Consider the following 19,444-nt stretch of genomic DNA (forward strand, 5'->3'; position numbering starts at 1 on the left):
CCCGAGGGGGGTCCCGGCCCCACGTGTACTTATTCCTTATCCCCCGCGTGGTATAGATCACGGTCCGTCAACCCCTCATTACGTTGGCGTAGGTTGGTTACGGGAGTGAAGTATGGGTTCTCGTGGCAGCGACGACGACGAAACTCAAGACCATCGGCTCGTACGCGGCGATCGGGGACAGCTTCACCGAGGGCGTGGGGGACCCGGGACCCGGGGATTCATTTCTCGGCTGGGCGGACCGGCTCGCCGTGCTCCTGGCCGATCAGCGCGAAGAGCATGACTTCCGGTATGCGAATCTGGCGGTGCGGGGGAAGCTCCTCGACCAGATCGTGGCCGACCAGCTCCCCAGAGCCAAGGCCCTCGCGCCGGACCTGGTGACCTTCTGCGCGGGCGGCAACGACATCATCCGTCCCGGGACCGACCCGGACGACGTGGCGGAGCGGTTCGAGGCGGCCGTGGCCGACCTCACCGGGGCCGTGGGCCAGGTCATGATCACCACGGGCTTCGACACCCGGGGCGTACCGGTGCTCAAGCACCTGCGCGGCAAGGTGGCGACGTACAGCGCGCACGTCCGCGCCATCGCCGACCGCTACGACTGCCCGGTGCTCGACCTCTGGTCGCTGAAGTCCGTACAGGACCGGCGCGCCTGGGACACGGACCGGCTGCACCTCTCGCCCGAGGGGCACACGCGGGTCGCGCTGCGCGCCGCGCAGGTGCTCGGGCTCGACGTGCCGGCCGACCCCGACCAGCCGTGGCCCCCGGAGCGGCCGCGCGGCTCGGTGGACGTGACCCGGGACAACATCCAGTGGGCACGCGAGCACCTCGTGCCGTGGATCGGCCGGCGGCTGCGCGGGGAGTCCTCCGGGGACCACGTGGAGGCGAAGCGTCCGGACCTGCTGCCTCTGTAGCAGGCACGGGAGCCGGAAGCGGAATCCTTCGGGGCCGGTGTGCGTTGGGATGGTCGTAGAGCGACGACCGTCCTGACCCCATCCTCCCTGGAGGCGCTTTGACCGGCTCCCGTCCCCTGCGTCCGCGGCTCCGTGCCCTGCGGCCCGAAGCCTTCGGCGCGGACCCGTCCGGTGCCCGGCTGGAGCGGATCCGCCGCTCGCCGAACTTCGCCGACGGCGTCTTCCAGAACCCGGTCGGGGCCCGGAACAGGCCCTCGGGGTCGATGGCCGAGTTCGCCAAGATCTACTTCCACCGGGAGCAGCGGGTGCGGCGCAGCCCCGCCGCGCCCATCCCGGTCCACCCGACGACCCTCGCGGACCTGGCGAAGCCGCCCGTGAGCGGGCTCCGGCTGACCTGGATGGGGCACTCCAGCGTGCTCGCGGAGATCGACGGGCGCCGGGTGCTGTTCGACCCGGTGTGGGGCGAGCGGTGCTCCCCCTTCCCCTTCGCCGGCCCCAAGCGGCTGCACCCCGTACCGGTCCCGCTGGCCTCGCTGGGCACGGTCGACGTCGTGGTCATCTCGCACGACCACTACGACCACCTCGACCTGCCGACGATCAAGGCGCTGGCCGGTACGGACACGGTCTTCGCCGTCCCGCTGGGCGTCGGCGCGCACCTGGAGCGCTGGGGCGTACCGGCCGGCCGGCTGCGCGAGCTGGACTGGAACGAGAGCACCGAGATCGCCGGCCTCTCGCTCACGGCCACCCCCGCCCGGCACTTCTGCGGCCGCGGCCTGCGCAACCAGCAGCACACCCTGTGGGCGTCCTGGGTCGTCGCGGGCGACGAGCACCGGATCTTCCACAGCGGGGACACCGGCTACTTCCCGGGCTTCGAGGAGATCGGCGCCGCGCACGGGCCCTTCGACGCCACCATGATCCAGATCGGCGCCTACTCGGAGTACTGGCCCGACATCCACATGACGCCCGAGGAAGGCATGCGCGCCCACCTCGACCTCCAGGGCGGCACCCCCCGCGGCACCATGCTCCCCATCCACTGGGGCACCTTCAACCTGGCCCTGCACCCGTGGGACGAGCCGGGCGAGGGCACGCTGGCCGCATCCGAGGGCGCGGGCGCCGCCATCGCGCTCCCCATCCCGGGGCAGCCCTTCGAGCCCGGCTCGGCGGACGCGCCCACCGCACCGTGGTGGCGGCCCTTCGTCGCCGGAGCGGCGGCCGGCGGCCCCCCGGGCGGCCGTGCGTCCGTGCCGCCGCTCGGGGCGGGCGCGGCGGCTCCTGCCCGGGTGAAGGCCGCGGCCGTCGACGGTCAGGAGAAGTCGGAGTCCGTCGGCTCGTAACGCACGGGATCCGGGCGGGAACCGGCCGTCGCCGGCCCGGCCGCCCCCGGACACACGGAAGGGCCCCCGCCGGACGTACCCGCGGGGGTCCTCCGGGTCCGGAGCCCGCAGGGCGATGGCGACGACGCTCCGGCGACCGCCGCCACCGGGCGAGAGGTCGTCGCCGGGGCGGTGCTCGGGGTCCGACCGGCGCAATCGGGCTGCTGTACGAGCGCTCCACCGGGAGCGGGAAGCACCCCCGCGAAGTTGGCCAACTGGCGGTCCGGGGTGCTGCGATGGGGTCTAGCGTGGGTATCCGGTGATCAACACCGGGCCCCGGGAACGCTGGGGGCCGGGCCCCACGTACCGAGGACGCCCACATGTCCGGACTCCGCACCGCCCGCCATGCCCCGTCGAGACAGGCCACCACCGGTCCCGCCCGGCAGATAAGGCCCCAGCTGGTGCGCGCCGCCCTGCTGCCCACGCTCGCCGCCGGGCTCAGCGGCGCCGCCGCGGTCATCTTCACCCTGCAGCTCGGCGGGGGAGCAGGCGACCGCGACGCCCGGCTGTGGCCGGTGCTCACCGGCTGCGCCCTCCTCGTGGTCGGCGCCCTCGCCGCCGCCCTGCTCGGGGCCCAGCGCGCCGCCAAGGCCGTACGGGACCGGTGCGAGGCGCTGCGCCGTTCCAGCGTGCGCGGCCGGGGCGAACTGCGCACGGCCGCCGACCGGCTGGAACGGGGCGAGACCCCGCCCCGCCCGGTGCGCGGAGGACCGAGCTCGCCGCTGCCCGGCGCGGATCCGGCCGGGATGGACGAGTTCTGGCTGCTCTCCCAGGAGCTGAGGGGTGCCCGGGAACAGGCGCACACGACCCTCCTGCGGCTGGCCGGACCGGCCGCCCCGACCGACAGCGAGCGCAAGGTCGAGGTCTTCGTCAACCTGGCGCGCCGGCTCCAGTCCCTCGTGCACCGCGAGATCTCGCTGCTCGACGACCTGGAGGACACGGTCGAGGACCCGGACCTGCTCAAGGAGCTCTTCCACGTAGACCACCTCGCCACCCGCATCCGCCGGCACGCGGAGAACCTCGCCGTACTGGGCGGCGCCGCGTCCCGCCGGCAGTGGACCCGGCCCATCGACCTCAGCGAGGTGCTCCGCTCCTCGGTCGCGGAGGTCGAGCAGTACACCCGGGTCAAGGTCGTGCCCCCGGTCGGCGGCAGCGTCCGCGGGCACGCCGTCGCGGACGTGGTGCACCTGCTCGCCGAACTCGTCGAGAACGCCACGGTCTTCTCCGCCCCCGACACCGATGTGGTGCTGCGCGCCGAGCGGGTCACCGCCGGGATCGCCGTCGAGGTGGAGGACCGGGGACTCGGCATGCCGGCCGAGGAACAGCACCGGATGAACGCCCTGCTCGCCGACCCGGACCAGATCAGCGTCCGGCACCTGCTGGCGGACGGCCGGATCGGCCTGTTCGTGGTGTCGGCGCTGGCCCGCCGGCACGGGATCGCCGTCGAGCTCAAGTCCAACATCTACGGCGGCGTGCTCGCCGTGCTGGTGCTGCCGCAGGAACTGCTGGGTGCGGAGGCACCCGGTGCGGCCGACGCCGCTGGCGGCTCACGCGCCACCTCGTGGGGTACCGGGCAGGGCTCGGCCGTGCCGCCGCCGCTGGAGCCCGTACGGGTGCCCCTGCCGACGCCCCCGCCGGAAACCCGGCGCGCAGCCGGGGGCCCGGTGGCCGCGGCCCCCGGCGCCCCCGAGCCGCACCCCGTGCACGACCCCGTCCCCGTGCCCGCCGCCACCACCGGTACGCGGCCGGGACCCGGAGCGGCGAGCCCGTCCGAACCGGCCTCCCGGCCCGTGCCCCGGCCCCGGCCCGAGCACCGGCCCCAGCCCCGTCCCGCGACCCTGCCCGCACCCCGGTCCGGGTCCGCGGAGACGGACGGGCCCGGAGCGGTCGCCTGGTCGGCGCCGGCCGCCGATCCCCGGGTCGGTCCCGTGCCGGGTCCACCGGACGGGGCGGTGGCCTGGTCGGCGCCCGCACCCGAACCGGCACTCGCCGCCGATCCCGTACCCGGCGCGCCCGCCGGGGGCGACCGGCCGCGGCTGCCCCGGCGCCGCGCCCAGGAGCACCTCGCGCCCCAGCTGCGCGAGGCCCCCGCCCCCCGGCGGGCCCCGGACCCCGAGCAGCCGGTGCACGACCCCGGCCTGATGGCCGCCTTCCAACGGGGCTTCGGCCTGGCCCAGTCGGAGAACCAGGTATGACCCCGACCCCTCACCCCAGCAGCAAGGAGCGCACCCCCATGGGCGGCGAAGTGGCGACGCAGACCGGCGTCCGGCTCTCTGACCTCGACTGGCTGCTCAGCGGCCTGGTGCAGCGCGTGCCGTACACGCGGAGCGCCGTACTCCTCACCGCCGACGGGCTCGTGACCTGCGTGCACGGGATGGACGCCGACAGCGCCGACCACATGGCCGCCCTCGCCTCCGGGCTGTACTCCCTGGGCCGCAGCGCCGGAGCCCGCTTCGCGGCCGGCGCCGAGGTGCGGCAGGTCGTGGTCGAACTCGACAGCGCGCTCGTCTTTGTCTCCGCTGCCGGATCCGGAACCTGCCTGGCCGTCCTCGCCGACCGGGAGGCCGATGCCGGCGTGCTCGGCTACGAGATGGCGATGCTGGTCAAGAGCGTACGTCCGTACCTCGCGGCCCCGCCGCGGCGGCCCGTCGCCGACGCGGAGCGATGAGGACCCGCGGGACGGGGGCGTACGCGAAGGGGCGGGACACGCCGTGGCTCGACGACACGGCGGGCCGCGTGATGCGCCCGTACACCGCCAGCGGGGGGCGGACCAGGCCGGGCTTCGCGCTCGACCTGCTCTCGCTGGTGAGCGCGACCGGGGTGCGGCCGCACGTCCCGCTCGGGGCGGAGCACGCGCTCGCCCTGCGGATGTGCGCGGGCGCCACCACCGTCACCGTCGCCGAGGTGGCCGGGCAGCTGCGGCTGCCCGCCGTCGTGGTGAAGGTGCTGCTGTCCGATCTGATGGAACACGGGGCCGTCATGGCGCAGGCGCCGCGGTTCCCGGGCGGGAGTTCGTTCGCCGCCGACGACCGGTCCCTGCTCCTGGCGGTGCTCGATGGCCTGCGCAAACGACTGTGACACCCCGGCCCCTGCCCCTGCCGGGGCCGGGGCTCCGCCCGCGACCCTGAAGATCCTGGTCGCGGGCGGGTTCGGGGCGGGCAAGACCACGTTCGTGGGCGCGGTGAGCGAGATCGAGCCGCTGAGCACGGAGGAGCTGGTCAGCGGACTCGGCGCGGGCCGCGACCCGCTGCACGGCGTCCGGGAGAAGACCACGACGACCGTCGCGCTCGACTTCGGCCGGATCACCCTGGACGAGCGCCACGTGCTCTACCTCTTCGGTACCCCGGGCCAGCACCGCTTCTGGTTCCTCTGGGAGGAGCTGTGCGCGGGCGCGCTCGGGGCGGTGGTGCTCGCCGACACCCGCCGCCTGGCCGACTGCTTCCCCGCCGTGGACTTCTTCGAGCGGCGCGGAATCGGCTTCATCGTCGCCGTCAACGAGTTCGACGGCGCCCACCGCTACGGGCCCGACGAGGTCCGCGAGGCGGTCGGGATCGGGCCCGAGGTGCCCGTCGTCCGGTGCGACGCGCGCCTGGCGAGCTCCGGGACGGGGGCGCTGGCCGCCCTCGTCCGGCACCTGCTCTGCATGTCCACGGCCAGCTCTTCGTCTTCGGAGTCGGGGGAACCGCCATGACGTACTACGAATCGAACGGACACCTGCTGCTCACGCCGGTGGACCGGGAGGCACCCGCACGTGCCGTCCGGCTCCGCGAGCTGGGCCTGGGGGAGCGTACGGACGCCGAACTGGACGCCTTCGCGAGGCGCGCCGCCGACGCGCTCGGAGCGCCGTACGCGGGGGTGAACTTCATCGGCGAGGAACGGCAGTTCTTCGCCGGACTGCACCACGCCGCCGAGGCCCCGGCGAGCGGGTACCCGGCGCGGGTGCTGGCCCTCGACCACGGCTACTGCCCGCACGTCGTGGTGCGGCGGCGGGCGCTGGTACTGGAGGACGTGCGGGACTTCGCGCGCTTCGCCGGCAACGCGGTGGTGGACGGCAGCGGGGTGCGCTCCTACGCGGGCGCGCCGCTCACGGACCGGCGCGGGATCGTCCTGGGCACGGTGTGCGCGGCGGACGTGGTGCCCCGGAAGTGGGGGACGGAGGGACTCGCCACCGTGAAGGCGCTCGCGGCGGACCTGGTGGCGCTGGTGCACGAGCGGGAGGACCGGCGCGGGTGAGCGGCTCTGTCGGTGGCCGGGGCTACGGTCGTCGGACAAGGGTGTACCGGTGGCTGGAGAGGGGAATCGGGGATGGCCACGACCGCGCAGGACGTCCGCCTGATCGCGCTGTCGCTTCCGGACAGCAGCGAGAAGCCCGCCTGGGGGATGCCGACCTTCCGGGTGGGCGGAAAGATCTTCGTCTCGCTCGCCGACGACGACGCCTCGATCGGGGTGAAGTGCCCCAAGGAGGAGCGGGCCGAGCTGATCGCGGCGGAGCCCGGGAAGTTCTTCCTGCGGGCGGGCCACGACGACAACTACGCCTGGATCCGGGTCCGGCTCGCGGCCGTGCGCGACGCGGCCGAGCTGCGCTCCATCCTGACCGATTCGTGGCTCCAGGCGGCTCCCAAGCGCCTGATCGCCGCGCATCCCGAGCTGACCGGGGACGCGGGCTGAGGGCGGCGGAACGGCCGCGCGGACCCGGAGAGGGAAAGGTGCGCGCAACCACCCCACGAAGTGCGGTATCGTTCTCCTGCGCGTTCAACCAGGGGAAACCCCAGGTCAGCGCGCATCGGGACGTGGCGCAGCTTGGTAGCGCACTTGACTGGGGGTCAAGGGGTCGCAGGTTCAAATCCTGTCGTCCCGACTCGTGAGAGTCGTGAATCGAAGGGCCGCTCCGGAGCAATCCGGAGCGGCCCTTCGATCGTTTTCCGACCTCCCGGGGTGTTTCGCCCGAGGTCAGGCGGTCATGCCCGTATCGGCCTCCCGTTGCATGCCCGCGCACAGCGCCCAGACCACGAACAGGTTGACGGCGATCAGGATCACGGCCCACCAGGGGTAGTACGGCAGCCACAGGAAGTTGGCGATCGCGCCGAGGCCGGCGATGGCCACGCCGAAGAAGCGCGCCCACAGGGCTCCGGTGAACACGGCGCAGCCGGCCAGGACCAGGACGATGCCCAGGATCAGGTGGACCCAGCCCCAGCCGGTCACGCTCCACTGGAACACGTAGTGCCGCGTCACGACGAACAGGTCGTCCCTGGCGAGGGCCGCGATCCCTTCGAAGATCGCCATTGCGCCCGCGAAGACCATCAGGGCGCCTGCCGTGATGGTCGTACCCGATGTGGGTGCGGTCCAGGAACTGGGCTGCGATTGACTGGTCCGGGCCCTGCCGGCGTCACTGGCCATGTCGGTCTCCTCGGTGGCAGAGCCGACCCGGCGCGCCGGAGTCGGCGTTCCCCCGATTCAGCGTGGCACGGTCACCCTCCGTCGGCACTCCGGCCGCAGGAAGGGCTGGTTCCGGAGGGATCCGGAACCAGCCCCCTGGTCGCCGGGGGCGCGGGCTGGCGCGGTCCCGCCAGGGCGGGGTGCGGGGCCCGGGAACCCGGCGGGCGGGCGGGACACTCGCGGTGCGGCCGGGCCGCGGCGGCCGGCCGCCGGGACAGGTTTGCGCTGATCATCGCCGCCGCCCGGGCCACGGACCCGCCGAGGGAGGCGATCTGCCCGGCGTCCGGACTGGTCGCCGCCACGGCGGCGATCACCTGCCCGGACGCGGAGAGTACCGGCGCCGACACGCACGAGAGGGAGCTCACGCACTCCCCGTACTGGAAGGCCACTCCCCGCTCCCTCGCCTGAGCGACCTCACGGGCCCACGAGGCCGCCGCCCGCCCCTCGGGCGGCTCCGCCGGCGGGGCGGAGACCGCCAGGATCAGCTCGGCCGCGCTCCCGGGCGGCAGCACGACCCCCGCCCTCAGCGGAAAGACGTCGTCCGCCTCGCCGCGCAGACCCGCGACGACGATGGTCTGCCCCGCCTCCGCGACCGACAGGCTGAGGGTCAGCCGGCCGTTCGCCGAGGCGAGCTCACGCAGCGGCCGGGCCGATGCCGCGCACAGCGCCCGCGCCGGATGCCAGGCCTGCCCCAGACGGAAGGCCCTCGCCCCGAGCCGGTAGCGGCCGGAGCGGCTCTGCACCGCACCCAGTGCCACCAGCTGGCCCAGCAGCCGGTGGGCGGTGGCCTTCGGTAACTCGGCGTCCGTCGCGAGGCGGGTCAGGCCCACCTCCTCGCCCTCCGCGAGCACCTCCATCAACGCGAACGCACCTTCCAGTACGCCCCGCCCCTCTGCGCCGGATCTGGCCATGGGCGGTCCCCCTTTCACATCTGGCCCCATCGGTCGGACGGAACCAGAACTCCCCGTTCGCACCGGATCGCCGGAGGTATCGGCGACGCCTTCCCCCGTTCACCGGTCCGTTGAATGGACCAGATCATTGCCCGTGCGATCGCGTCGCGCCATTGTGTTCTCGTCCAAGTGACGGAACGTTACGGCGACTTCGCGGGAGCCCGAGGGACCGTCCGCCCGGAACGAACAAGGAGGATCCGATGAGCGCGATCAAGACGAGCGCCAAGCAGTTCAAGTACGTCATGGGCGCCATGACGGCGGTCTTCTTCGCCAACTGTTCCGCCAGCTGACGAAGAAGCAGTGAGGGGTGGGGGCGGCGCGTCGCTCCCACCCCTCCGCCACATCCCAGGGAGGCATGAGTGCTGGAGACCGGTGTCCGCCAGGTACGGGTGGCCATGGCGATGGTGTTCGGCCGGCGGCTGAACGTACGGGCCGTCGAGCGACTGGTCGCCGACGCCCTCCTCACACTGGAGGAGTTCGGTTCGCTGGGCGACGACGTGGACGAACTGGCCGACGGACCGTTCGCCGATCCCGACGAGCGCCGGGACCTGCAGAACCGCGCGCTCCAGCGGACCGTGCGCCGACTGGCCGGGCAATCCCCCTTCTACCGCGAGCGGCTCGCCGGCATCGACCTCGACGGCCTGACCGCCGAGACGCTCACCAGGATCCCGGTGACCCGCAAGGCCGACCTCGTCGAACGCCCCGCCGACTTCCTGTGCGGCACCCCCTACCTGGCGACCCAGACGACCGGGACCACCGGCCGCCCCGTGCAGATCTGGCTCTCCCGCTACGAGATGGAACTCTGGCCCGCGCTGATCGCGCTGTCCCTGGTGCTGCGCGGCGACCTCGGGCCCGGCGACCGCATGCAGATCAACCTCAGCTCCCGGGCGACGGCCGCCGTGCAGGAGGACGTCGAGGTGTGCCGGCTCGCCAACGCCTCGTGCCACGTCGTGGGACAGATCCCGCCGGACGAGTCCGTCGAGCACCTGCTCGGCCGGGGCGGCGCGGCCCGGCCCACCATCCTGACCGGCAATCCCAGCTACCTCGGCCAGATGGTCACCGCCGCCCGGCACCGCGGCTACGGGCCCGGCGACTTCGCGCTGCGCGCGATCTATGCGGGCGGGGAGATGCTCTCGCGGCGCCTGTCGGACGCCCTGCGCGAGACCTTCGGTGCCCCCACCGTCGGCGACGCCTTCGGCATGACCGAGCTGCTGCCGGTCAGCGGCCGCACCTGCGGCCGGCGGCACCTCCACATCGACCCCAACATGGGGTACACCGAGGTGCTCGACCTGGCGACCGGCGAGCCCGCCGCCCCCGGCCGGCTCGGCGAACTGACGATCACCCCCTACTTCCCCTACCGGGACTGCATGCCGGTCCTGCGGTACAACACCGGTGACGTGGTCCGCACCCTCGAGGGCGAACCGGACTGCGAACTGGCCGCGGTGCCCGCGGTCTCCCACATCCTCGGCAAGGCGGGCGCCCTGCACCGCACCATCGACGGCATCGTGACCCCGCGCGACCTCGTGGAGGCGCTGGACGGCACGCCCGGCCTGCCGTTCCCGCTGCGCCACCGGGCGGAGGTCGGGTCCGACGGTCTGCTCCACGTGGAGGTCGCCTCCAAGGAGGTCACCGAGGCCGAGGTGACCGAGCGGCTGCGGGCCGAGGGCATCCCCGCCCGCGTCACGGTGCTGCCGGTGGACGGGGAGGAGGCCGCGCGCCTCTTCCCGCTCCGCTGCGACCTGTCGGAGCACACCTTCACCCGGAGCCACACATGAGCGTCTTCTTCCAGCTCGCGGTCACCATGGTCCTCGCGGTCGGGGTGTGCGCCGGCGCGGTCGCCTACTTCCGGGCCGTACGCACGCCGAGGCCGCCCGTCGGCGTCTTCAACGGCAGGGACATCTTCATGATGATGGGCTTCGTCCTGGCGCTGCCGTACATCTACCTGGCACTGCCCGGAGCGGTCCTTCCGGTGGTGCTCGCCCTCGTCTTCGCGGGCGGGCTGTCCGTCGGATACCAGCCCGTGATCGGCAACGGCCGGCTGCGCTGGTCCCTGATCGCCGTACTGATCGCGAGCGTCCTCCTGACGCACCTGGCGTTCGGCGAGACCGCGCCGCCGTACTGGGTGGCGAACAGCGCCGTCGTCGCGCTGATCGTCGTCTCCGCCACGAACCTCAACGTGCAGGGCGGCATGCGGCTGAGGAACGTCGCGTGGTTCCTGCTGGCGCTCACCGCCTACGACGCCTTCTTCGCCTGGGTCGTACCGCTGACCCAGCAGTTGTCCGACGCCGTCCAGGGGTATCCGTACGCCCCCGCCGCGGGCCTGCGCATCGGCGAGGACCTGGGGGCGGTGGTCGGCATGGGCGACCTGCTGGCGTACGCCCTGTTCACCACCACCGCCTACAAGGCGTACGGGAAGCCGGGGCTGCGGACCGGGATCGCGCTGGTCACCCTCTTCGGCGCGGTGGCCCCGGTCGCCGCGCTGCACCTCCTGGCCGCGGTCACCGGCCACGCGCCGACCCTCGTCCCGGCCCAGGTGTTCTTCGGTCCGGCGGCCTTCCTCGGCTACCGCTACCTGCGCCGCGGCGGCCCGGAGCGGCGGATGGCCGACGTGCCCTTCCGCGGGACCGGCCGCCCCCGGGGGACCGCCGCCCGGCCGGACGCGGCGCGCGGAGCGGCCGCCGAACCCGTGGGCTGAGCGGGCCCCGGCCCGCGGATGCCACTAGCCTGGGACTGCGGTACTCCAGCACGATCGGAGGGCCGGAGTCATGACCCGCGCCGACTGGCTTCTGGAACACGGTGAACGCGGCAACCCCGCGACGCGCCTGGACCGGCGCCGCCCCGACGGCACGGCCTGGTCCACGGGCAACCGGGTACGGCCCCTGGTCCACGGCGCCGTCTACTTCGCGGAACTCCTCGAGGCCGTCCGTGCGATGGGTCCCGGCGATCTGCTGCTGTTCACCGACTGGCGCGGGGATCCGGACGAGCGGCTGGACGGACCGGGTACGGAAATCGGCTCCGTCCTGTGCCGGGCGGCCGAGCGCGGCGTCGTCGTCAAGGGCCTGCTGTGGCGTTCCCACCTGGACGGCCTTCACTTCAGCCAAGAGGAGAACCTCCACCTCGGCAAGGAGCTCGCGCGGGCCGGCGGTGAGTGCCTGCTCGACATGAGGGTGCGGCCCGGGGGCTCCCACCATCAGAAACTGGTCGTGCTGCGCCACCGCGACCGCCCGGAGCTGGACGTCGCCTTCGTCGGCGGGATCGACCTCTGTCGCAACCGCAACGACGACGCCTCGCACCGCGGTGACCGCCAGTCGCTGCCCCTGGCCGCCGCCTACGGGCCGCACCCGCCGTGGCACGACGTCCAGCTCGCCCTGCGCGGGCCGGTCGTCGGCGACGTCGAGGCCGTCTTCCGCGAGCGCTGGGAGGACCCGGCCCCGCTCAGCCGGAGCCCGCTCACCCGCCTGCGGGAGCTGATGCACAACGAGGACGTCACCGCGGACCGGCTGCCACCGCAGACACCCGATCCGCGGTCCTGCGGCACGCACACCGTCCAGCTGCTGCGGACCTATCCGAACCGTCTGCTGTACGGCTATCCCTTCGCCCCGGACGGCGAGCGCAGCATCGCCCGCGGCTACACCAAGGCGCTGCGGCGGGCCCGGGCGCTGATCTACCTGGAGGACCAGTACCTGTGGTCCCCCCGGGTGGTGGACTGCTTCGCCCGGGCGCTGACCAGGCAGCCGGGGCTGCGGCTGATCGGGGTCGTCCCCTCCGTCCCGGAGCAGGCCGGCCGGCTCACGCTGCCCATGAACCTGATCGGACGGATCAACGCCCTGGCCGAACTGCACCGGGCGGGCGGCGACCGGGTCGCGGTGTACGGGCTGGAGAACCCGGCGGGAACACCGGTCTACGTCCACGCCAAGGTGTGCGTGATCGACGACGTGTGGGCCTCGGTCGGCTCCGACAACATCAACCTCCGTTCGTGGACCCACGATTCCGAGCTGAGCTGCGCCGTGTACGACGAGCACCCGGACCCGAGGCGGCCGGCCGATCCGGGAGGGCTGGGGGACGGCGCACGCGCCTTCGCCCGGGAGCTGCGCCTGGAGCTCATGGGCGAGCACACCGGGACCGGGGCGGCGGACGGGCTGTGCGACCCGGTCTCCGCCTTCCACGCCTTCGCCGCGAGCGCGCGGGCCCTGGACGCCTGGCACGCGGGCGGCCGGCCCGGCCCCCGGCCACCCGGCAGGCTGCGCCGGTACGTGCCGCCGGACCTGACCGTGACGCAGCGGGTGCTCGCGGCGCCCCTGCATCACCTGCTGGTCGACCCGGACGGCCGCCCGCTCGGGATGAGGTTCCGCGGCAGGTTCTGAGGCACGATCTCTCGGCAAACCATTGAAAAAACGTACAAATTGATGTCACATAGTGCCCGTTCCCGACACGGTGGGTACCGCTTAAGTGACCAAAATGGCGGCGGGTTAGCATATGAGCACCGCCTAGCTCGAAAGATAATCCTGTGACTGTCAATGAGGACTCGTTCACCAGCTGGAAGAACCGCGAGGAGATCGCGGAGTCGATGATCCCGATCATCGGGAAGCTGCACCGGGAGCGGGACGTCACGATCCTGCTCCACAGCCGCTCCCTGGTGAACAAGTCGGTGGTCAGCATCCTCAAGACCCACCGCTTCGCCCGGCAGATAGCCGGTGAGGAGCTCTCGGTCACCGAGACGCTGCCGTTCCTGCAGGTGCTCACCACGCTCGACCTGGGCCCGTCCCAGATCGACATCGGCATGCTCGCCGCGGACTACAAGAGCGACGACCGCGGCCTGTCCGTGGCCGAGTTCACCGCCGAGGCCGTCGCCGGTGCCACCGGCGCCAACAAGCTCGAGCGCGGCGACGGCCGCGACGTCGTCCTGTACGGCTTCGGCCGCATCGGCCGCCTCGTCGCCCGCCTGCTGATCGAGAAGGCCGGCTCGGGCAACGGCCTGCGCCTGCGCGCCGTCGTCGTCCGCCGGGGTGGTGACCAGGACATCGTCAAGCGCGCCTCGCTGCTGCGCCGCGACTCGATCCACGGCCAGTTCCAGGGCACGATCACCGTCGACGAGGCGAACAGCACGATCATCGCCAACGGCAACGCCATCAAGGTGATCTACGCGAACGACCCGTCCGAGGTGGACTACACCGAGCACGGCATCAAGGACGCCATCCTCATCGACAACACGGGCAAGTGGCGTGACCGCGAGGGTCTGTCCAAGCACCTGCGCCCCGGTATCGACAAGGTCGTGCTGACCGCCCCGGGCAAGGGCGACGTCCCGAACATCGTGCACGGCGTCAACCACGACACCATCAAGCCGGACGAGCAGATCCTGTCCTGCGCCTCCTGCACCACCAACGCGATCGTCCCGCCGCTCAAGGCCATGGACGACGAGTACGGTGTCCTGCGCGGTCACGTGGAGACCGTACACTCGTTCACGAACGACCAGAACCTGCTGGACAACTACCACAAGGCCGACCGTCGTGGCCGTTCCGCGCCGCTGAACATGGTCATCACCGAGACCGGTGCCGCCTCCGCCGTCGCCAAGGCGCTGCCCGAGCTCAAGGCGCCGATCACCGGCAGCTCGATCCGCGTCCCCGTCCCGGACGTCTCGATCGCCATCCTGAGCCTGCGCCTGGGCCGCGAGACCACCCGCGAAGAGGTCCTCGACTACCTCCGCGACGTCTCGCTGCACTCGCCGCTCAAGCGCCAGATCGACTTCACCACGGCTCCCGACGCGGTCTCCATGGACTTCGTCGGTTCGCGCCACGCCTCGATCGTCGACGCGGGCGCCACCAAGGTGGACGGCGACAACGCGATCCTCTACCTGTGGTACGACAACGAGTTCGGCTACTCCTGCCAGGTCATCCGTGTGGTCCAGCACGTGTCCGGCGTCGAGTACCCGACCTACCCGGTGCCGGCGGTCTGATCCGTCGCACCACCGCTGCACCGTTCGACCGGCTGATCCGACAGGCGGGGCGGCGGTGGGCGGGCCCCCGATGCCGACCGGCACCGGGACGCCCGGCCCATCGCCGCCCCGCCTGTCGTGCGCCCGGCCCCTGCGGCGCCACGAGATGCCGGGCCACGGCAGGTCCTCCACCGCCGCAGCCCGATCGGGAACGAACCGAGCGGCCGGGGGCCCCGCACACTCAGGCGCTCGCCCGCGCGGGTCGGCGCAGCAGGTAGCCGGCCGCGGCCGTGACCAGGACCGCCATGCAGGCGATGAACACCAGCCCGGCGCCCTCCAGGCCGATCGGGCCCACCAGCAGGCCCACCCCGATCACCGGCAGCGAGATGCCCGTGTACGCCACCACGAACAGCATCGAGATCACCGCCGCGCGCCGGTCCGGCGGCGAGGCCGCGGCCACCGCGGCCAGCGCCCCGCGGAACGCCAGGCCCTGCCCGGCCCCGCCGACCACGGCGCTCGCCACCACCAGCGCCAGCAGGTCCCACCACAGTGCGCCCGCGAGCAGCGCCAGCCCGGCGAGCAGCCCCGCGCAGCCCAGCGGCAGCGACCGGCCCACCCCGACCCGGCCGACCGCCAGTTGCCCGGCGGTCGAGGCGAAGAAGGCCAGCGCGACGATCAGCCCGCTCACCGCGCGGTTGTGCACGTCGAGGGACTGCGCGAGGAAGGCGGGGCTGACCGAGGTGAACACCCCGAACAGAGCGAAGCCCACGAAGGCGGCGATGGCCGCCGGCACGAACACCGACCGCACCTGCGGAGGCAGGCCGGGCCGCTGCGGCCGCACCGTACGCAGCGGCTGCCGGTCGCGCACGGTCTCCGGGAGCCCTGCCAGGACCACGGCCGACACGGCCACCAGCGCGAGGTGAACGGCGAACGGCAGGTACAGCGGCCAGGCGGCGTACTGCGCGAGCACTCCGGCGAGCAGCGGGCCGCAGCCCAGCCCGCCCATGTTGGCGGCCGTCGCCACGAACGTGGCCCGCGCGGCGCCGCCGCTCGGCGCCAGTTCCATCACGTAGGCCGTGGCGGCCCCGGTGAACAGCCCGGCGGACAGCCCCGACAGCAGCCGGCCCGCGTACAGCCAGCCCATGCCGGTGGCGCACAGGAAGCAGACGGCGCTCGCCGCCGAGAAGGCGAGGCCGGCCAGCAGCACGGGCCGCCTGCCGACGGTGTCCGAGGCATTGCCCGCGAGCAGCAGCACGCCGATCACCCCGAAGGCGTACACGGCGTACACGACGGTCACCACCAGTTCGGAGAACCCGAACTTCTCCTGGTAGAGCCCGTACAGGGGGGTGGGCAGCGTGGTGCCCGCCATGCACACGGCGAACACCGCCCCGCCGAGCAAGCACTGGCGCCACCGTAGGCGATCACCGTCCATGCCGCCGACGGTAACCCGGCCCCGGCGGCCCGGCGCGGCGGCGGCCGGGTCCGCCGGTCAGGGGCGGCCCGCGTGGAGTTCCAGCGGGCCGGCGCCCGTGGCGCGGGCGGTCAGGCAGGCGGTGATCTGGCGCCGAAGGGCGGGTTTGACCAGGCCGGGGAGCTCCTCGGGGGTGACGGTGCGCCACTGGAGCAGCTCGGCCCGGTCCAGCCGGATCCGGGCGAGGGTGCGGGCGTCGAGGACGCCGCCGTCGTAGAGGAAGCGGATACGGGCCGGACGGCCGGGCTTGTGGGACCAGTTCACGGCGAGCAGCCGGCCCGGGGCGAGGTCGAGCCCGAGTTCCTCCTGGACCTCCCGCCGGGCGGCGGCGCGCGGGATCTCGCCGAGGTCGCTGTCGATGCCGCCGCCGGGCAGGTTCCAGCGGTCGGACCTGCCGTACGCGGGCTGCACCAGCAGGATCCGGCCGTCGGAGCCGGTGAACAGCACGCTCGCCGCGGTCACCGCCTTGGGGCGGCTGGCCCGGTGGCTGGCCGGATCGAGGGTGCCCGAGTGCTCCAGGGCCAGCCGCCGGGCCGGGTCCAGCCCGGCCGGGGAGCCCGGCTGGGGCACCCCGTCGACGAGGTGGGCGAAGGACCCGGTGTGCAGGGCGGCCAGCGCGGCGCGCAACCGGGGCGCGAGCCGGGCGGGCAGCAGCGCGCAGGCCGCCTCCGGCGGGAGCCAGCGCGCCTCGGCCGGATCCCCGGCGGGCAAGGCGATCGCCGCGGCCGTCTCCGGCGGGAGCGGGCCGACGAGGTGGACGTGCGCGATCTCGGAGCGGCCGGGCGGGCCCGGCGGGCCCGGCGGCCGGGAGTCCACCGCCAGCAGCCGGCCGGCGGGAACGGCCAGGCCCAGCCGGTCCCGCAGCGCCCGGGCGAGCCCTTCCTCGGGGGCCTCGGTTGCGTGGACCGCGCCGCCCGGCAGCTCCGGGTCCGTCCGGCCCGGGGCGGTCAGTACGAGGACCTGCCCGCGCGTGTCGAGGACGACCCCGGTGGCGGCCACGAGCGGGGAGGGACGGTCGGGCACGGCAGGCTCCTGTGGATCGGGTCGGCGGCACCAGCACTATGTCCCGGCCCCGGCGGGCACCCGGCGCCGACATGCGGACACGACCTGGGCCGTCTCTTTCGGATCTTGTCGGCCGAGCCCGCGGCGTCCGGTGCCGTGCCCGGCAAGGCGGAGGTGCGCACCGTGTACTGGACGTACTCGGGCGCCCCGACAACGCGGCCGGGTGCGGTGCCGGACGCCGCGGGCCCGGCAGGATCCGGAAGGGACGGCCTAGGCGCGGGCCAGGAGCAGGCCGCCCATGGTGACCATGGTCGCAGCGACGAGCCCGTCCAGGACCCGCCAGGCGGCCGGGCGGGCGAGCAGGCCGCTCAGCAGCCGGGCCCCGTAGCCCAGACCGGCGAACCAGGTCAGGCTGGCGAGCACGGCCCCGATGGCGAAGGCCCAGCGCAGGTCGCCGCGGTCGGCGGCGAGGGAGCCGAGGAGCAGCACGGTGTCCAGGTAGACGTGCGGGTTGAGCCAGGTCATGGCCAGGGCGGTCAGGACGGCCCGGCGGGCGGACCCGCTCGTCGCGCCCTCCGTGGTGAGGGCGGCGCCGGGGGCGGGCCGCAGTACCCGGCGCGCCGCCAGGACTCCGTAGCAGATCAGGAACCCGCCCCCGGCCAGCCCGACCGCCGTCAGGGCGGCCGGCCAGGCGGTGACGAAGGCGCCGACACCGGCGACGCCGAGGCCGATGAGGACCGCGTCGGAGACGGCGCAGATGGCGACCACGGCCAGGACCGCGTGGCGGCGCGCGCCCTGGCGGAGGACGAAGGCGTTCTGCGCGCCGATGGCGACGATGAGGGAGAGTCCGCTGCCGAAGCCGGCCAGGGCCGCGGTGACGATGCCGTAGTTCATGCCGTCGACGGTAGGCAGCGGGGGTCGATTCAGTACAGCTAAAGATTTTTACGTACCATTAGCGCTCGTGATGGATGAGCTTCCGCTGGACCAGGTGCGCACGCTGCTCGCCGTGGTGGACGAGGGCACCTTCGACGCGGCGGCGGCCGCCCTGCACGTGACCCCCTCCGCGGTCAGCCAGCGGGTCAAGGCGCTGGAGCAGCGGACCGGGCGGGTGCTGCTGATGCGGACGAAGCCGGTGCGGGCGACCGAGTCCGGGGAGGTGGTGGTCCGCTTCGCCCGGCAGCTGGCGCGCCTGGAGCTCGACGCGCGGGCCGAGCTGGGGATGGCCGCCGGGACGGGCCCGGTGCGGCTGCCGATCGCGGTGAACGCGGACTCCCTCGCGACCTGGTTCCTGCCCGCGCTCGCGCGGGTGCCGCAGGACCCGCCGGTGTGCATCGAACTCCACCGCGAGGACGAGTCCCACACCACGGCGCTGCTGCGGGAAGGGCAGGTGATGGCGGCGGTGACCTCCTCGCCCGACCCGGTGGCCGGGTGCAGCGTACGGATGCTCGGGCTGGTCCGGTACCTGCCGACGGCGAGCCCGGCCTTCGCGGCCCGCTATCTGACGGGGGAGCCGGAACGGGACCTGCGCGAGGCGCCGACGATCGTGTTCGACCGGAAGGACGACCTCCAGGACGCCTTCGTCCGTGCGCTGACGGGGGACCCGGCGGCCGGGGCGGGGCCGCTGCGGCACTACATACCGACGTCGGAGGGATTCCGCGACGCGGTGGTCGCGGGGCTCGGGTGGGGTCTGGTGCCGGAGCAGCAGTCGAGACCACTGGTGCGGACAGGGCAGCTGGTGCTGCTGGAGCCGCTGCGGCCCATGGACGTTCCCCTGTACTGGCAGCAGTGGAGGCTCGACTCGCCCGCACTGTCGATGGTCGCCGAAGTCATCGCGGCGGCGGCCCGGGAGTCGCTCCGGCACCCCACTCCCTGATCCGGCCCGATCGGCAGGACACCACCTAAGCTGCGCCCATGGAGTCCTACACGATCGGCCAGGCGGCCCGGCTGCTCGGCGTCAGCGTCGACACGGCCCGGCGCTGGGCGGATGCCGAACGGTTCCCCACTCACCGCGAGGGCACCCGGCGGATGGTGGACGGGCCCGACCTGGCCGCCTTCTGCGTGGAGGCGGCACAGGAGGGCACCGAGGGCGAGGAGACCCCGTACACCTCGGCCCGCAACGCCTTCCCCGGCATCGTCACCGGGGTGAAGCTGGGCACGGTCGACGCGCAGGTGGAGATCCAGGCCGGGCCGCACCGGATCGTGTCGCTGCTCACTCGGGAGGCGGTGGAGGAGCTCGGGCTGGAGGTGGGCGCCCGCGCCACGGCCCGCGTGAAGTCGACCAGCGTGTTCATCGACCGGGTCTGACGCGGGCGGCGCGGTCCCCCCGGGCCGGTGAGCCCGGACGCGGGTGTTCCGGTGGCGATGGCAGACTG

At 73.6% G+C, this 19,444-nt stretch carries 19 protein-coding genes and 1 tRNA gene; 15 read left to right on the top strand and 5 right to left on the bottom strand.

Features of this window, described 5'->3' with window-relative positions:
* Nucleotides 1-122: 122 nt before the first annotated feature.
* The 9 genes from ACXNSR_RS31905 (at nt 123) to ACXNSR_RS31945 (ending at nt 7,139) form a co-directional block, all read left to right on the top strand.
* Nucleotides 123-908, top strand: coding sequence for an SGNH/GDSL hydrolase family protein (locus ACXNSR_RS31905; protein ID WP_458638814.1), 786 nt, complete (start codon nt 123-125; stop codon nt 906-908).
* Nucleotides 909-1,006: 98 nt separating this feature from the next.
* The gene (locus ACXNSR_RS31910) at nt 1,007-2,242 is read left to right on the top strand and encodes an MBL fold metallo-hydrolase (RefSeq protein WP_458638815.1); all 1,236 of its coding nucleotides are present in this window, start codon (nt 1,007-1,009) and stop codon (nt 2,240-2,242) included.
* A gap of 359 nt (nt 2,243-2,601) precedes the next feature.
* A complete protein-coding gene (locus tag ACXNSR_RS31915; RefSeq protein ID WP_458638816.1) occupies nt 2,602-4,476 on the top strand; it encodes a sensor histidine kinase in 1,875 nt (624 codons plus the stop codon).
* Nucleotides 4,477-4,514: 38 nt separating this feature from the next.
* The gene (locus tag ACXNSR_RS31920) at nt 4,515-4,949 is read left to right on the top strand and encodes a roadblock/LC7 domain-containing protein (RefSeq protein WP_458643453.1); all 435 of its coding nucleotides are present in this window, start codon (nt 4,515-4,517) and stop codon (nt 4,947-4,949) included.
* Complete coding sequence (locus ACXNSR_RS31925) at nt 4,946-5,359, top strand: DUF742 domain-containing protein (protein ID WP_458638817.1); 414 nt, start codon at nt 4,946-4,948, stop codon at nt 5,357-5,359. Before ACXNSR_RS31920 ends, ACXNSR_RS31925 begins: the two co-directional genes overlap by 4 nt.
* A complete protein-coding gene (locus tag ACXNSR_RS31930) occupies nt 5,337-5,972 on the top strand; it encodes a GTP-binding protein (protein WP_458638818.1) in 636 nt (211 codons plus the stop codon). Before ACXNSR_RS31925 ends, ACXNSR_RS31930 begins: the two co-directional genes overlap by 23 nt.
* A complete protein-coding gene (locus ACXNSR_RS31935; RefSeq protein WP_458638819.1) occupies nt 5,969-6,514 on the top strand; it encodes a GAF domain-containing protein in 546 nt (181 codons plus the stop codon). The genes ACXNSR_RS31930 and ACXNSR_RS31935 overlap by 4 nt, the downstream gene beginning before the upstream one ends.
* Nucleotides 6,515-6,586: 72 nt before the next feature.
* Nucleotides 6,587-6,949 carry an MmcQ/YjbR family DNA-binding protein gene (locus ACXNSR_RS31940; RefSeq protein WP_458638820.1) on the top strand — a complete coding sequence of 121 codons (363 nt, stop codon included), beginning with the start codon at nt 6,587-6,589 and terminating at the stop codon, nt 6,947-6,949.
* A 116-nt stretch (nt 6,950-7,065) separates the two neighbouring features.
* Nucleotides 7,066-7,139 (top strand) — tRNA-Pro (locus ACXNSR_RS31945).
* Between the two features lie 92 nt (nt 7,140-7,231).
* On the opposite strand, the gene ACXNSR_RS31950 is transcribed toward ACXNSR_RS31945, so the two are convergent.
* On the bottom strand, nt 7,232-7,678 hold the full coding sequence (locus ACXNSR_RS31950) for a DUF7144 family membrane protein (RefSeq protein WP_458638821.1): 447 nt from the start codon (nt 7,676-7,678) through the stop codon (nt 7,232-7,234).
* 71 nt (nt 7,679-7,749) lie between these two features.
* Complete coding sequence (locus tag ACXNSR_RS31955; RefSeq protein WP_458638822.1) at nt 7,750-8,628, bottom strand: IclR family transcriptional regulator; 879 nt, start codon at nt 8,626-8,628, stop codon at nt 7,750-7,752.
* Nucleotides 8,629-9,026: 398 nt separating this feature from the next.
* Between ACXNSR_RS31955 and ACXNSR_RS31960 the strand changes: the two genes are divergently transcribed.
* The 4 genes from ACXNSR_RS31960 to ACXNSR_RS31975 all read left to right on the top strand — a co-directional run bounded on the left by ACXNSR_RS31960 (nt 9,027) and on the right by ACXNSR_RS31975 (nt 14,620).
* Nucleotides 9,027-10,442: a phenylacetate--CoA ligase family protein gene (locus tag ACXNSR_RS31960; RefSeq protein WP_458638823.1), complete on the top strand. Its 1,416-nt coding sequence runs from the start codon at nt 9,027-9,029 to the stop codon at nt 10,440-10,442.
* Nucleotides 10,439-11,362 (top strand): hypothetical protein, encoded by a 924-nt coding sequence (locus tag ACXNSR_RS31965; protein ID WP_458638824.1) that lies wholly within the window; start codon nt 10,439-10,441, stop codon nt 11,360-11,362. The genes ACXNSR_RS31960 and ACXNSR_RS31965 overlap by 4 nt, the downstream gene beginning before the upstream one ends.
* A gap of 70 nt (nt 11,363-11,432) precedes the next feature.
* Nucleotides 11,433-13,031: a phospholipase D family protein gene (locus tag ACXNSR_RS31970; protein ID WP_458638825.1), complete on the top strand. Its 1,599-nt coding sequence runs from the start codon at nt 11,433-11,435 to the stop codon at nt 13,029-13,031.
* Between the two features lie 143 nt (nt 13,032-13,174).
* Nucleotides 13,175-14,620 (top strand): glyceraldehyde-3-phosphate dehydrogenase, encoded by a 1,446-nt coding sequence (locus ACXNSR_RS31975; RefSeq protein ID WP_458638826.1) that lies wholly within the window; start codon nt 13,175-13,177, stop codon nt 14,618-14,620.
* Between the two features lie 220 nt (nt 14,621-14,840).
* On the opposite strand, the gene ACXNSR_RS31980 is transcribed toward ACXNSR_RS31975, so the two are convergent.
* From ACXNSR_RS31980 to ACXNSR_RS31990, 3 genes are all read right to left on the bottom strand, one after another.
* On the bottom strand, nt 14,841-16,031 hold the full coding sequence (locus ACXNSR_RS31980; RefSeq protein ID WP_458638827.1) for an MFS transporter: 1,191 nt from the start codon (nt 16,029-16,031) through the stop codon (nt 14,841-14,843).
* A gap of 57 nt (nt 16,032-16,088) precedes the next feature.
* Entirely contained in the window at nt 16,089-17,093 is a 1,005-nt protein-coding gene (locus ACXNSR_RS31985) for an NUDIX hydrolase (RefSeq protein WP_458638828.1), read from the bottom strand.
* Between the two features lie 249 nt (nt 17,094-17,342).
* On the bottom strand, nt 17,343-17,966 hold the full coding sequence (locus tag ACXNSR_RS31990; protein ID WP_458638829.1) for a LysE/ArgO family amino acid transporter: 624 nt from the start codon (nt 17,964-17,966) through the stop codon (nt 17,343-17,345).
* A gap of 70 nt (nt 17,967-18,036) precedes the next feature.
* Here ACXNSR_RS31990 and ACXNSR_RS31995 point away from each other — a divergent pair, with 70 nt between their 5' ends.
* Together ACXNSR_RS31995 and ACXNSR_RS32000 are read left to right on the top strand one after the other, a co-directional pair.
* Nucleotides 18,037-18,945 carry a LysR family transcriptional regulator ArgP gene (locus tag ACXNSR_RS31995; protein ID WP_458643454.1) on the top strand — a complete coding sequence of 303 codons (909 nt, stop codon included), beginning with the start codon at nt 18,037-18,039 and terminating at the stop codon, nt 18,943-18,945.
* A gap of 38 nt (nt 18,946-18,983) precedes the next feature.
* Nucleotides 18,984-19,376: a TOBE domain-containing protein gene (locus ACXNSR_RS32000; protein WP_458638830.1), complete on the top strand. Its 393-nt coding sequence runs from the start codon at nt 18,984-18,986 to the stop codon at nt 19,374-19,376.
* Nucleotides 19,377-19,444: the final 68 nt, after the last annotated feature.

It is taken from the genome of Streptomyces sp. NC-S4 (assembly GCF_054353315.1).